Here is a 13,877-nt window from a genome sequence, read left to right on the forward strand (position 1 = left end):
CGCGTCCTGCTAGGCTCCGCCCATGAACACGCGAACCGAAACGGCGCAGCGCGCCGCACGGCTGGCGCTGGTGGGGGCGCTGCTCCTCATCGGCCTCTGGATCGCGCACGGCTTCGTGCCGGCCCTGCTCTGGGCGGTGGTGCTCACCATCGCGGTCGATCCGCTGCATCTGAAGCTGCGCGCCTGGATGAAGGGCACGCACCGCATCGTCATTCCGCTCATCATCACCGCGCTGGCGGCGCTGATGGTGCTGGTGCCGCTCGCCTTCGGCATCGCCCAGGCGCTGCGCGAGGCGCACGACATTTCGAGCTGGATCGCCCAGGCCCAGGCGCAGGGCGTGCCGGTGCCCGACTGGGTGGCGCGCCTGCCCATCGGGGGCGAAGCGGTGCGCGACTGGTGGCAGACGCACCTCGCCCGGCCCGAGGATGCCACGCAGCAGCTCCGCGCGATCCGCGGCGGCGAGTGGCTGATCCATTCGCGCATGATCGGGGCCAATGTCGCCCATCGCGCAGTGGTGTTCGGGTTCACGCTGTTGACCTTGTTCTTCGTGCTGCGTGATCGCGATGCGCTGCTGGCCCAGGGCCGGCGCGCGGTGCTCAGGTTCTTCGGCCCCACTGGCGAGCGCGTGGGAGCGCAGGCGATCCGCTCGGTGCGCGGCACGATCGACGGGCTGGTGCTGGTGGGGCTGGGCGTGGGCGCGCTGATGGCGATCGTCTATCTGGTCGCCGGGGTGCCGCATCCGCTGCTGCTCGGTGGCGCCACGGCGATCGCCGCGATGATTCCGTTCGGCGCGCCGGCGATGTTCGCGGTCGCGGCCTTGCTCCTGCTGCTCCAGGGCTCGGTGGGCGGCGCGATCGCTGTGGTGGCGATCGGAACCGCGATCATCTTCGTGGCCGATCACTTCATCCGCCCGGCGATGATCGGCGGCGCGACGCAGCTGCCGTTCCTCTGGGTGCTGATCGGCATATTGGGCGGCGTCGAGACGCTCGGCCTGCTCGGCCTGTTCATCGGCCCCGCGGTGATGGCGGTGCTGGTGATGCTGTGGCGGGAGTTTCTGGCGAACAGCGGGGCGGAAGCCTAGCGCCGGGGCGGCGCGTGGGGCTTGCTTGCAATGTAGGAAATTGTTCCCTTTATGTTCCTACATGATGGATCTGGCCGATACCGGATCCGATTGTGGAAGGACCGGGAATGACCAATTGCTGTGCTACTATCGCACTCAGCGCCTTCGACGGCGCCGATCCCACCGGGGTTGCCGACAGCACTGCCGCCATTGAGGCGGCGATCGCTGACAGTCTGGTGAGCGGCCGGCCGATCTGCGTCGACGGGAGATATCGCCACACCGCCACGATCACGGTTCCCGCGCGCGTGCTGTTCGTTGGTGCGGATACGCTGGTCAGCGATCGATCGCTGCGATCGAACGCATGTTTCATCAAGGATTTCGATGGTCTGGGCTTCCTGTTCAGCGGCCCGGAGTCCGGCACCGATGGCGTGCAGTACGACAGCGTCGCCGGACGAACGGGCGACAATGTCCAGGTGACGGGCTCGCGCTGGCAGGCCCCGCGCATCTGCGTCACCAATGCCGGGGGCAACAATCTGTTCATCGGCGCGCATGAAAGCGGCCCTCCCACCATCAATGCCAATCTGTGGTGGATCGGGCGCCTGCATAGCTATGGCGCGGGCGCGGCGGGCCTGCTCGTCGATCACATCAACGTGCCGAACCCGCCCGAGGAAAATTATCCGTTGGGCCTTCCAAACTGCAATGCCGGCACGCTTGATTCGGCCGACCTGCGCGACAACGGGGACGGCTGGAAACTCGGCAACACGATCGACAATGATCTCGGCCACTTGGTCAGCCAGGGCAATGCCGACTATGGCGGCGTGCTCGGCAGCTATGCCCGCAACAACTTTGTCCGGAAGTCCTATACTGAGGGCAATGCTGCAGGCGACGGCAAGATCCACGAGCATGCCGCCCAGAACCGGTTGTTCGTCAGCCGCGCCGTGACGCTTTCGCCTGGCTGGGCCGATGGTAGCGGCAATGCCTCGAACCAGCTGCACGGCCATAATTCGAGCATAGGCGAGACCGGCAATTTTGACACTGTTCCCTGGTACTGGCCTGAAGACCTCAACCAGCTTGCGGGTCGCGACAGCGTAGCGCTGCGCCAATATGTCGGTATCAACCTCATTCCCAGCGAGTTGCGGACGGATATCGACGGCACGCCCAGCACGACAGGTTCGCGCTGGACGGTGGCAACGCGAACGACCGGTATCGGACTGGAGGACAAGCTGTCCGTCGACAATGCCGGCAATGTCGAGATCCTGAAGAACCGTGTCCTGCGGATCGCGGGCGAGCAGGTGCTCGCATCGCCGCGGCCGGGCTGGAGCGTGCCGACGGGCGCTGCCGACCGTACGGCTTTCGATACGGGAACGGTTACGCTTGCCGGCCTCGCCGAGCGGGTAAAGGCGTTGATCGACGACCTGCACGCCATTGCGGGCATGGGCATCCTCAAGGCCTGATAGCCACGCCCCCCGCATGTTTGCGGGGGGCTTTCGTCACCGCCCCTTGAACAGCCCGCCGAGCACGCCGCGCACCAGCCCGCCGACGATCCCGCCGCCCGCGCCGCGCGAGCCGCCGAAGATCGCCTTGGAGACTTCGTTCGCCACTGCCCGGCCCGCCGCCGAGGACGCGGAGCGCGTGGCCGAGTTGATCGCGCGGTTCCAGGGGTTGTTCGCCGCCTCGCGCTCGGCCTGGCGCTGGGCCTGGGCGTCGAGCCGGGCCTGGCGATCGGCATCGCGCTGATCGGCGAGGCGCTGGCGCTCGGTTTCCTTGGCGACGCGCGCATCTTCCTTGGCCTGGGCGGCGGCGGCCTTCTCCGCCGCGTCCTTGGCCTGGGCCTCGGCGGCGGCCGCCGCGGCCTCGGCCGATTTGGCGGCGAGCAGCTCCTCGGCGGATTCGCGGTTGACCACGATATCGTAGCGGGTGCCGATCGCGTCGGTCTGGATCAGCACCTTGCGCTCCTCCGGCGTGACCGGGCCGACGCGCGAGGCGGGCGGGCGGATCAGCGTGCGCTCGACCGGGCTCGGCGCACCGTCCTCCTGCAGCAGCGAGACCAGCGCCTCGCCCACCTTGAGCTCGGTGATCGCGGTGGTGACGTCGACCCCGGGATTGGCGCGGAAAGTGGTGGCCGCCGCCTTCACCGCCTGCTGGTCGCGCGGGGTGAAGGCGCGCAGCGCGTGCTGGACGCGGTTGCCCAGCTGGCCTGCGATCGTGTCGGGCACGTCGATCGGGTTCTGGGTGATGAAATAGACGCCGACGCCCTTGGAGCGGATCAGGCGGACGACCTGCTCGATCTTGTCGAGCAGCGCCTTGGGCGCATCGTCGAACAGCAGATGCGCCTCGTCGAAGAAGAAAGCGAGCTTGGGCTTGTCGGGATCGCCGACCTCGGGAAGCGATTCGAACAGGGCGGAGAGCAGCCAGAGCAGAAAGGTGGCATAGAGCTTGGGGCTGGCCATCAGCTTGTCGGCGGCAAGGACGTTGACCAGGCCGCGGCCCTTGTCGTCGGTGCCCAGGAAATCCTGGATCGCGAGCGCCGGCTCGCCGAAGAAATTGGCACCGCCCTGGCTGCGCAGCTGGAGCAGGGAGCGCTGGATCGCGCCGACCGATTGCTTCGAGACATTGCCATAGGTGGCGGTGAGCTCGTCCGCCCGCTCGGCGCAGTGGGCGAGCATGGCCTGGAGGTCGTCCAGGTCGAGCAGCAGCAGCCCGTCCTTGTCGGCGACGGTGAAGGCGATGGTGAGCACGCCTTCCTGCACTTCGTTGAGGTCCATCAGCCGGGCGAGCAGCAGCGGGCCCATCTCGGAAATGGTGGTGCGGATCGGATGGCCCTGCTCGCCGTACAGGTCCCAGAACTGCACCGGCGTATCGGCATAGGCCCAGTCGGCCAGGCCGATCTCGGCGGCGCGCGCCTTGAAGATCTCGTGCGTCTTGGCGGTGGGCGAGCCGGCCATGGCGAGGCCGGACAGGTCGCCCTTCACGTCCGCCACGAAACAGGGAACGCCGGCGTTCGACAGGCCCTCGATGATGCCCTGGATCGTCACCGTCTTGCCGGTGCCGGTCGCGCCCGCGATCAGCCCGTGCCGGTTGGCGCGCCTGAGAACCAGCGATTGCGGCTTCGCGCCGCCGGCGCCCGCGCCAATGAAGATGCCCGTCTCTCCCGCCATCCGTCGACTCCTAGCTTGGGAATCCCGGGATAGAGGAGAAACGGGCATTCGTCAGCCCGGTGAGAGGCCTGGCATCACCAAGGGCGGCAACCGTTTCGACCTGGCGAGACGGATAAGGCTTGCGCGAAGCCGCGAGTTGCGCGGTATCCGGCAACCGCCTGGCGCGATGTCGGGGGTGCTTCCTAGACGGTCTCGAGGTTGTCGAGATATTCCTGGGCGGTCACAACGCCGTCCCCGTTCGTGTCGGAACGCTGGAACACCGCCGCACCTCCCATCAAATTTCCACCATTCCCATGAGTCCAATTCATGAACTCCGAGAAATTCAAACCGCCATCGCGGTCCCAATCGTTGGCACCGAATTGATCGATGATGATCTGATTCACATCTTTGGCCGACGCAACAGAGGGCAGCGCCAGCAACCCGAAAACGGCCACGGCACCAAGAAGCTTTCCCATACTCACCTCCAAGTCAAACAAACACGCCCGGAGCGCAGTTTCTGCGATCCGGGCGTGAATAGTCAGTGAAGGTCCCGTCTGCCGTCAATTTATAGCTTGGGATCGGCGTCGACAAAAAGAACCATAATAGAGTGAACGAGAATGTATGCGCGCCAACATTGTCCTGCCGATGATGGCGCTATGCTCAGCTGCCGATCTTGACAGACACGAAGCGTCCAAGCGCCCGGCGCTGAACGTAGAGCAGAACTGCGCTGCGCCCTCCGGATTTCGCCTGACCGACGACCCGTGCGATATCGGCAGCACTGGCAACCGGCGTGCGATTGACCGAGACGATAACATCGCCCCGCTGCAAGCCTTTGCCGGCTGCGTCGCTGCTCGCATCGACGCCCAGGACGACCACGCCACCCTGCGCGGCGTCCACGCCGACGCTGCGCGCAATCTGCGGGGTGAGCGGAGTGACTGCCACGCCCAGCCCCGAGGCGCTGGTCGCTCCGTCACCGTTGTTCGGCGCCGGGCCCACGCTATCATCCTCGGGATCGAACTGAGCGAGCTGCTCCTCCGGCGGACGGGTGCCGACGGTGAGCGTCAGCGTCTGGCGCTTGCCGTCGCGAAGCAGCTCCAATGGCAAGCGGGTGCCGGGAGGGGTATTGGCGACGAGATACGACAAGGTCTGGTCGGGAGTCACGTCCTTGCCGCCAACGCGGACGATCACGTCGCCCTGCTTGATGCCGGCCTTCTCCGCCGCCTGGCCGGGCTCGACGCGCGTGACGATGGTACCGAGATTCTTGGAGATGCCGAGGGCGTCCGCAGCATCTGCGTCGAGTTCCTGCATGCCGATGCCAAGATAGCCGCGCTGCGGGGTGCCGCCCTTCATCAGCGTATCGATAACCGGCTTGGCATCTTCGGCCGCGATCGCGAAGCCGATGCCGACATTGGCACCCGTGGGCGACAGGATCTGCGAGTTGATGCCGATCACATTGCCGTTCAGGTCGAACATCGGTCCGCCCGAATTGCCGCGGTTGATCGACGCGTCGGTCTGGATGAAGCGGCTATAGGCACCGGCGCCGGTGACCCGATGCGTCGCCGAGATGATGCCGGCGGTCACCGAGCTGCCCACCCCAAAGGGGTTGCCGATCGCGACTATCCAGTCGCCCACCCGAGCATTGGTCGAGTCGCCGAAGCGGACGAAGGGCAGGTTGCTGCCCTCGATCTTGAGGACGGCCAGGTCGGACGCCGCATCATGGCCGACCAGCTTGGCCTTGAACTCGCGCTTGTCGGGCAGGGTGACCGTGATCGATTCGACCGTCGCGCCCTTGGCACCCGCCGAGATGACGTGGTTGTTGGTCACGACATAGCCGTCGGCCGAGATGATGAAGCCCGAGCCGAGCGATTCGGCCTGGCGGGTGACCGGCTGGTTGCCGCCGCCGAACGCCTCGAACGGCGTGCCGGCGAACGGATTGGCGTTCGTCGTCACGCGCTGGGCGGTCGAGATGTTGACGACCGCCGGCTGCAGCTTGGCGACCATATCGGCGAAGCTCATCGGCGCGCCGGCCTTGGGCGCGGCCGCCTGGATCGCGCCGGGCTCGTTCTGCGCAGTCTGCGCACCGGCCGGCTGGTTGAGCGTCATCGTCGCGGCGGCGCCGCTCAGCAGAATGGCGGTAGTGAGAGCGTAAGCGTAACGCACGTGAGTCGGTCCTCTCAGACGAAGGAAAAGCGTTCGAACGGAATATTTGCGCCGAAATGCTGAACGGCGATTGAATATGAACGGATCGAAAGGCTCATCGTTGCCCCATGAATTCCTTCAGATAGGAATTATTCGGCGACAGGATGATCGACGTATCGCCCTTGGCCGGATCGGTATTCAGGAACGTCGTCCGATACGAGCGCATCGCGCGCCAGAAATCGTAGAATTCCGGATCCTTGTTGAAGGCCTGGGCATAAATCTGCGCGGCCTGGGCATCGGCGTTGGCGCGGATGATCTGCGCGTCCTTCATGCCCTGGGCCTCGATCGTCTTGGCTTCCTGGAAGCGCGCCGTCTTCATCCGCTCGAACGCGCTGTCGAGCGGCGATCCCGAGGGCAGCTCGGTCTGCTTGATCCGCACGTCGACGATCGAGACGCCATATTGCGCGGCGAGCTGCTGGAGCGCGCCCTGGATATTGTCCATCACCTGGCCGCGCTCCGGGCTGAGCAGCACCGCCGAGGGCCGCTTGCCGAGCTCGTTGCGCAGCGCCGAGCGGAACAGCGGCTGGAGCTGGTCGCGCGCGCGCTCCTCGGTGCCGATGGAGACGACCATCTTGAGCGGGTCGGTGACGCGGAAGCGGGCATAGGCGTCGATCTGGAGCCGCAGCTGGTCGGTGGAGAGCACCGGCTCGTTGGGCAGGTCGACCGAGAGCACGCGCTTGTCGACCCAGACGATCCGGTCGACGAACGGAATGCGGAAGATCGGCCCGGCATTGGTGCGGCCGAACGTCTCGCCCGAGCGCCAGGCATTGACCACGCGCTGGGGCTGCTCGAGCCGCAGGATCACCGCCTGCTTGGTCTCGGGCACGATCGCGACGGTGCTCATCACCACGATCACGGCGACGATGAGGGCGACGGCGATGCCGATGGGGCTGCGCAGCCAGGTCATTTCTGGTCTCCCTGCTGGGCCTTGCCGGCATCGGGGCGGATTCCCGGCAGCGGCAGATAGGGGGTGACGCCGGGCGCTTCGACGATCGTCTTGTTGGTGCGCGCGAGCACCTGCTCCATCGTCTCGTAATAGAGGCGGCGGCGCGTGACCTGGGGCGCCGTCTTGTACTGCTCGTAGATCTTGTCGAACTCGGCGGCCTCGCCCTGCGCGACGGCGATCACCTGCTGGGCATAGCCATTGGCGTTGTTGCGCGCGCCCTGGGCGCCCTGCTGCGCGGCCTGGACCGCCTTGAAGGCGTCGTCCACCTGCTCGGGTGCCGCCGCCTTGGTGAGCGCGACGCTCTGGACGCGGATGCCGGCATGATATTCGTCGAGGATCTTCTGCATCGCCGCCTGCACGTCGGACGAGATGCGTCCCTGGCCCTCGCCGATCGCCTCGGTGAGCGTGGTGGTGGCGATCACCGCGCGCATCGCGCTCTCGGCGGTATCCTTCACCGTCTCCTTCGGATCCTTGATCTGGAAGGAATAGTCGGCGGCGTCGGTGATGTACCAGTTCACCGAATAGGCGAGGTCGACGATGTTCTGGTCGCCGGTGAGCATCAGGTTCGCGCCGCTCTCGGGGAATTTCTCGGTGCGTACGCTGCCGACATCGACGACGTCGACCATCTGGATCGGCGCCGGCAGCGTGAACTTCACGCCCGAATCGAGCGTGCCGGTGTAGCGGCCGAGCGTGGTGACCACGCCGCGCTCGCGCGGGCCGATCGTGTGGAAACTGGTGAAGATCACCCAGATCAGCAACAGGCCGACGATCACCAGGGTCCAGAGCCGGGCGCCGCCCGGTGCCCCGGGAAAGCCGCCGCCGCGGGCGCGGCGGAACAGCTCTTCGAACAGGCCGCCGCCTCCGCCGCCGCCATTGCCGCCGCCGGAACGGGGGCGCCGCCCTTCGGGGGGGAAGGACCAGGGATTGCGCGGACCGCCGCCCGAGCCGCCCTTGCCGTCGCCCGAGCCACCGCCATTTCCACTGCCGCCGCCGGAGCCCCAGGGGCTCTTGGGGGCTTCGTTCTGCAGAATGCCGGCCTTGCCCAGCCAGCTCATCAGGTTTGCCATTGCGCCTTTATAGGGGCGTGCGCGCGGATTTACAGTGGCGCGCGGCGATTGTGCGCCTATCTGGCACGCGATGACCGACAATGAAGCCCTTGCGGCCGCGCTCGAACCCGTCTCCGCCGGCCGCGCCACTGCCCGTCTCGACGGGACCCGCGCCAGCATCGTGCTCGACGTGACCGGGCTCGGCGAAGCCGCGCGCGCGGAGCTCGAAGCCGATGTCCGTGCCGCCGCCGCCGCCCTGCCGGGGGTCGACGCGGTGCGCGTGCTGATGACGAGCGAGCGCCGCACCCGGCGGCTGATCGCGGTGGCGAGCGGCAAGGGCGGGGTGGGCAAGTCCACCGTCGCGGCCAATCTCGCCATCGCGTTGCACGCGCGCGGGCGCCGGGTCGGGCTGGTCGATGCCGATATCTACGGCCCCTCGCAGCCGAGGCTGCTGGGCGTGGAGGGCGTGCGGCCCCAGGCGCGTGAGAAAGTGTTGCTGCCGGTCGAGACCCGCTTCGGCGTGCCGATGCTGTCGATGGGCGGGCTGGTGGCCGAGGGGCAGGCGATCGCCTGGCGCGGGCCGATGGCGGGCGGCGCGCTCGGCCAGCTGGTCGATGCCGACTGGGGCGACGCCGAGCTGCTGGTGCTCGATCTGCCGCCGGGCACGGGCGACGTGCAGCTCACGATGATCCAGAAGCACAAGCCGGCCGGTGCGGTGATCGTCTCCACGCCGCAGGACCTGGCGCTGATCGACGCGACCCGGGCGATCGACCTGTTCAACAAGGCGGGCGTGCCGGTGATCGGCCTGATCGAGAACATGTCGGGCTATGCCTGCCCGCATTGCGGCGAGGTCTCCGATCCGTTCGGCGCGGGCGGCGCCGAGGCGGCGGCGACGAAGCTCGGCATTCCGTTCCTCGGCCGCGTGCCGCTCGAAATGGCGATCCGCGCCGCTTCCGACGCGGGCGAGCCGCCGGCCGCGGGGAACGGACCCGCGGCCCAGCTGTTTGCCGGATTGGCGGGGCGGGTGGACGACTGGCTGAAAGGATGAGGCGATGCCGCTGACGCGGGACGAGGACATCAGGGCGATGCTGGAAGGCGTGCGCACCATCGCGATGATCGGCGCATCCGACCGACCCGATCGGCCGAGCTATGGCGTGATGGCCTTCCTCCAGCGCCAGGGCTATCGCGTGATCCCGGTCAATCCGCAGATCACCGGCGAGCATGTGCACGGCGAGTTCGTGTTCCGCGCGCTCTCCCAGATCGGCGAGCCGATCGACCTGGTCGACATCTTCCGTCGGCCCCAGGCCGCCGGCGAGGCGGTGGACGAGGCGATCGCTGCCGGCGCCAAGGCGGTGTGGATGCAATTGGGCGTGATCAATGCCGAAGCCGCCGCCCGCGCCGAGGCGGCGGGGCTCAAGGTGGTGATGGATCGCTGCCCGGCGATCGAGATCCCCCGGCTGGGGATTCAGCCCGTCGCCTGATAGTCGGGCCGCACGCCCGCGTCCTTCCAGTAGCGGACCAGCCCGATCTCCCCGGCAAGGCGCAGGAAGCGCGGATCGGCGCGCATCGCCGCTGTCGAGGGCAGGAACAGCATGTGGGTGCGCCGGGCGCTGCGCCGCGTATAGGTGCCCTGCTCGGTGGAGAAGCGCAGCTCGCCCGGATCGAAGCCGCGGGCGAAGAAATAGGCGTCGGCGACGGCAAAGGCCTCGTCCGGCCGGCCGAGCGCGGACAGGAACTGCATGCCGTTTTCGGCAAAGCCCGCGCCGCGATGCGCGCCTTCGAGCGCCACGGCGACGGCGGCGTCGATATCGCGGGGTGCCCGGCTGAGCATCGCACGCGCCACCGTCAGCACCTGCTCGAAATTCCAGTCGGGGATCCCGGTCGGGCGCGTCTCGCGATTCTCGCCCAGCGCGATCGCCTCGCGCGCGCGACCGGTGTACATCAACACGTAGAAGCGCGTGAACCACACCGCGAAATGGGTGGGGAACAGCGCGACCGCGTCGTCCATCGCCTTGTCGGCCTCGTCGAGCCGGCCCGTGGCCCACAGGGTCTGGACATGCGTATAGGCCAGGCCCGGATTGGGCGGCATGCGCTTCCAGATCCCGTCGAGCAGGTTGGCGGCCTCCGCGCAGCGGCCCACGCCCAGCATCATGCCGGCCAGCGCGCTGGTCAGCATCTCGTTGCCGGGATGCTGGGCGAGGCTGGTGCGCAGCCCGCGCTCGGCGGCGAGCCAGTTGCCGAGCACCGGCTTGCCCAGCCCTTCCGCGGCCAGGGCATAGGCATTGCGGGGATCGAGCGCCAGCGCGCGGCGGCGCGCCTCGGCGGCACGGGTGCGCATGTCCGCTTCGAACCGTTGCGGCCAGCCGACCGCCGCCGCCGAATAGGACAGGGCGAGCAGGCCCCAGCCATCGGCATAGTCGGGCCGCAGCAGCACCACGCGGCGCAGCAGGCCGATCGCCTGGTTGCTGCCCTCCACCGTGCCCTGGGTCATCGCCATCTGCGCCTGGATCATCAGCGGCGCAATGTCCTCGGGGGGCTTTTGCTGCCCGGGCACGGAGGGCGTCGTGCCGAAGCGGCGCCAGGCGAGGAACCCGCCGCTCCCGGCCAGAGCCAGGCCCACGCCGGTGAACATCGCGCGCCGATCGAGCTTCAGGCGGCGCAGCTCGATGCGCATCCCCTCCAGCGCGGCGTCGCGCGACAGGGGCGGATCGGCGGCGTCGCCGGCGCGGACCAGCCGGTAGCCCACCTTGGTGACCGTTTCGATCCGGAAGCTGCGCTGGCCGATCCCCTCGGCGGCGCGGCGCAGGCGCGAGATCACGCGGTTGATCGCATCCTCGCCGACGACGCGCCCCTCCCAGCACGAGCGAGTCAGGTCGTCGCGGCTCAGGATCGCGCCATCCGCCCTGGCGAGCGCGACGAGCACCTGCATCACCCGCGGCTCGAGCACTTCCTCGGCGCCGTCGTCACGCGCGAGCTGGCGCAACGCCGGGCGCACTTCGAGCCTGCCCAGCCGGAACCCTGTTTCATGTGCCAGATCGATGCGGCCCTCCACGGCCCTCCCATCTCCGTAATTCGCTTCGCGCGCCACCCTATCGGCGAATCATCGGCATTTCATCAGCTCTTCATCGGCTCGTCATCCTCTCCGCCGGGCGGTTTCCGGGCGATCAGATCGAGGTGCCGGCACGATGCCGGAAATTCCCATGGAAGGGAGCCAGACATGTCCAGCTTCATCGCCGCCCTCGCCGCCGCCACGCTGATCGCGGTTCCCGCCCTGGCCGAGGGCCGGCCGGACCGGAGCGCCACCGTTCGCCATGCCGATCTCGACCTGAACAGCGCCGCCGGGCGCGCCGCGCTCAACCGCCGCCTCGCCGCCGCGACCGAGCAGGTCTGCGGTTCCTATGCGGGCGCCGACCAGGACGAGGTGGGCCGGATCCGGCGCTGCCGCGCCACGGTCGAGCGCGATGTCGGCCGCCAGCTGGCCGCCCGCTGGGGCGCCGCGCGGATCGCGCGCCGCTGATTTCCCTCACGGCCGGGCAGGGCCGCGCATTGCCCGCCCGGCCGCTTTTTCTAGCGGAGTTCGGAAAGCGCCTCGATCAGCCGCGCCACGTCGCGTGCGTCCTGATAGAGGCCGAAGCCGATGCGCAGCACGTCGCCGCGCACATCGGTGATCACCTCCTCGGCTTCCAGCTCGGCCTTCCAGCGCTGGGCGTTCGGCGAGCGGAGCGCCAGGAAGCGCGCGGGGCTGCCCGGATTGAGCAGCTCCGCCGCGATCGGCAGGCCGGGGAGCAGTTGTGCGCGCAGGCCGTCGACATGCGCCGCGATCGCCGCCGTGGTCAGCCCTTCCTGGCGCAGCATGTCGCGCACCGCGACGAAGCGGTAGATGCCCGAGGGATCGAAGGTCGCGCCCAGGAAGCGGCGGCCGTCGGGCGCGTAGCCGATGCTGCCCGGCGGCAGCGACAGGTCCTCGAACTCGGCATACCAGCCGGTGACTTCCGGCCGCGGGCCGAAGCCGGGCGGGGCGTGGAGGAACGCGCAGCCTTCCCCCGCCATCGCATATTTATAGCCGCCGGCCAGGTAGAAGGCCTTGTCGGCCACCGCCGACAGGTCGGTCTCCAGCGCCATGAAGCCGTGATAGCCGTCGATCACCACCCAGGGTCCGTCGGGCCGGGCGAGCGCGGCGAGCGCGGCGATGTCCTCCAGCACATGGCCGGTGCCGAACTGGACCTGGCTGACGAAGATCAGGTCGTGCCCGCCCGCCTTCGCCCGCTCGACGATCCGGTCCAGCGGCGCACGCTCGACGATCGCCGTGCCTGCTTCCTCCCAGCGCGCGGCCTGGCGGCGGAAACTGTGGAATTCGCCGTCGCTGGCGAGGATGCGCAGCGGCCGGTGCGGCAGCGCCGAGGCGATGGCGAGCAGCAGCGTGTGGGTGTTCGGGGCGAACACCAGGGTGCCCGGATCGGGCAGCCCGAGTTCGGCCGCGACATGCGCCTGGGCCGCGGGCCAGATCTCGCCCATCACCCGCTCCCATTTGCGGTCGGCGAGGCGCACGCCGTCCTCCCAGGCGGCGAGCTGGCCGACATAGGAGGCATCGGGCCACAGATGGTGCGAATGCGCCGCGAAGTGCAGCCGCTCGGGCGCCGCCGCCAGCGCGCGCTGGAACAGGTGCTTGTAGCCGGTCACAGCTGGGTCCGCAGCGTCCAGAGTTCGGGGAAGGCGCGCTTGGCCAGCGTCGATTCGAGATAGGGCACGCCGGGCGTGCCGCCGGTGCCGGGCTTCATGCCGATCACCCGGCTCACGGTGATGACGTGCTTGTGCCGCCAGGTGGCGAGCGCATCGTCGATATCGACCAGCTTCTCGGCGAGCTGGTACAGCTCCCACCAGCGCGTGGTGTCGCGATAGACCTCGGCCCAGGCATCCTCGACCGCCTTGCTCGGCGCATAGGGTTTGCGCCAGTCGCGCGCCAGCACCTCGGCCGGCACGGCGAAGCCCGCGCGGGCGAGGGCGGCATTCGCTTCGTCCCACAGGCTGGGCAGCGCCGCGACTTGCGTGGTGAGCGGCCCCGGCACGCCGCCGCCGCGCAGGCCCAGCATCGTCTCGACCGCGCGGAACTGGTCCGACTGGAAGCCGGAACTGGTGCCCAGCACTTCGCGGAAGCGCGTATAGTCGGTGGGCGTCATCGTCGCGAGCACGTCCCAGCTGAGCGTCATCACCGCCTGGATGCGGCTGACCCGGGCGAGCGACTTATAGGCTTCCACCGGCTTGTCGGCGCGGACCAGGTCGAGCGCCGCGCGCAGTTCGGCGATCATCTGCTTGAGCCAGAGTTCCTTCGTCTGGTGGATGATGATGAAGAGCAGCTCGTCATGCCGGTCCGACAGCGGATGCTGGGCCGCGAGCAGCTGGTCGAGGGCGAGATAGCGCCCATAGGTCATGCTTTCGGTCATGCCCTCCGGCATATCGCCTGGCGGTGGCCCCTGCATCCGTTTTCGTGG

Annotated in this window: 13 protein-coding genes; 5 read left to right on the plus strand and 8 right to left on the minus strand. The window is 68.5% G+C overall.

Translation table 11 applies throughout. The features are described from left to right. Positions 1-22 precede the first annotated feature (22 nt). Both CAP40_RS04585 and CAP40_RS04590 read left to right on the plus strand, forming a co-directional pair. Positions 23-1,081: an AI-2E family transporter gene (locus CAP40_RS04585; protein WP_086128125.1), complete on the plus strand. Its 1,059-nt coding sequence runs from the start codon at positions 23-25 to the stop codon at positions 1,079-1,081. Between the two features lie 107 nt (positions 1,082-1,188). After that, positions 1,189-2,514, plus strand: a complete 1,326-nt coding sequence (locus CAP40_RS04590) for a hypothetical protein (RefSeq protein ID WP_086128126.1) — start codon at positions 1,189-1,191, stop codon at positions 2,512-2,514. A 36-nt stretch (positions 2,515-2,550) separates the two neighbouring features. On the opposite strand, the gene CAP40_RS04595 is transcribed toward CAP40_RS04590, so the two are convergent. The 5 genes from CAP40_RS04595 to hflK form a co-directional block, all read right to left on the minus strand. After that, entirely contained in the window at positions 2,551-4,218 is a 1,668-nt protein-coding gene (locus tag CAP40_RS04595; protein ID WP_086128127.1) for a helicase HerA-like domain-containing protein, read from the minus strand. Between the two features lie 182 nt (positions 4,219-4,400). Then, positions 4,401-4,673: a hypothetical protein gene (locus CAP40_RS04600; RefSeq protein WP_086128128.1), complete on the minus strand. Its 273-nt coding sequence runs from the start codon at positions 4,671-4,673 to the stop codon at positions 4,401-4,403. 184 nt (positions 4,674-4,857) lie between these two features. Then, the gene (locus CAP40_RS04605; protein WP_086128129.1) at positions 4,858-6,357 is read right to left on the minus strand and encodes a Do family serine endopeptidase; all 1,500 of its coding nucleotides are present in this window, start codon (positions 6,355-6,357) and stop codon (positions 4,858-4,860) included. 94 nt (positions 6,358-6,451) lie between these two features. Further along, positions 6,452-7,303: a protease modulator HflC gene (gene hflC, locus CAP40_RS04610; RefSeq protein ID WP_086128130.1), complete on the minus strand. Its 852-nt coding sequence runs from the start codon at positions 7,301-7,303 to the stop codon at positions 6,452-6,454. Then, positions 7,300-8,409, minus strand: coding sequence for a protease modulator HflK (gene hflK, locus CAP40_RS04615; protein WP_256924016.1), 1,110 nt, complete (start codon positions 8,407-8,409; stop codon positions 7,300-7,302). Before hflK ends, hflC begins: the two co-directional genes overlap by 4 nt. A 70-nt stretch (positions 8,410-8,479) precedes the next feature. On the opposite strand from hflK, the gene CAP40_RS04620 reads away from it, so the two are divergent. Next, entirely contained in the window at positions 8,480-9,436 is a 957-nt protein-coding gene (locus tag CAP40_RS04620) for a P-loop NTPase (RefSeq protein WP_086128131.1), read from the plus strand. 4 nt (positions 9,437-9,440) lie between these two features. After that, positions 9,441-9,869, plus strand: a complete 429-nt coding sequence (locus CAP40_RS04625; RefSeq protein WP_086128132.1) for a CoA-binding protein — start codon at positions 9,441-9,443, stop codon at positions 9,867-9,869. Here CAP40_RS04625 and CAP40_RS04630 read toward each other — a convergent pair. Then, the gene (locus CAP40_RS04630) at positions 9,854-11,440 is read right to left on the minus strand and encodes a winged helix-turn-helix domain-containing protein (RefSeq protein ID WP_086128133.1); all 1,587 of its coding nucleotides are present in this window, start codon (positions 11,438-11,440) and stop codon (positions 9,854-9,856) included. The genes CAP40_RS04625 and CAP40_RS04630 overlap by 16 nt on opposite strands. Before the next feature lie 165 nt (positions 11,441-11,605). Between CAP40_RS04630 and CAP40_RS04635 the strand changes: the two genes are divergently transcribed. Continuing rightward, complete coding sequence (locus CAP40_RS04635; RefSeq protein WP_086128134.1) at positions 11,606-11,905, plus strand: UrcA family protein; 300 nt, start codon at positions 11,606-11,608, stop codon at positions 11,903-11,905. Positions 11,906-11,955: 50 nt separating this feature from the next. On the opposite strand, the gene CAP40_RS04640 is transcribed toward CAP40_RS04635, so the two are convergent. Then, positions 11,956-13,068: a class V aminotransferase gene (locus tag CAP40_RS04640; protein ID WP_086128135.1), complete on the minus strand. Its 1,113-nt coding sequence runs from the start codon at positions 13,066-13,068 to the stop codon at positions 11,956-11,958. Next, positions 13,065-13,829 (minus strand): tryptophan 2,3-dioxygenase, encoded by a 765-nt coding sequence (locus tag CAP40_RS04645; RefSeq protein WP_086128464.1) that lies wholly within the window; start codon positions 13,827-13,829, stop codon positions 13,065-13,067. Before CAP40_RS04645 ends, CAP40_RS04640 begins: the two co-directional genes overlap by 4 nt. Between the last annotated feature and the right edge of the window lie 48 nt (positions 13,830-13,877).

The organism is Sphingomonas sp. IBVSS2, assembly GCF_002127225.1.
In the GTDB taxonomy this organism is placed as follows: Bacteria; Pseudomonadota; Alphaproteobacteria; order Sphingomonadales; family Sphingomonadaceae; genus Sphingomonas.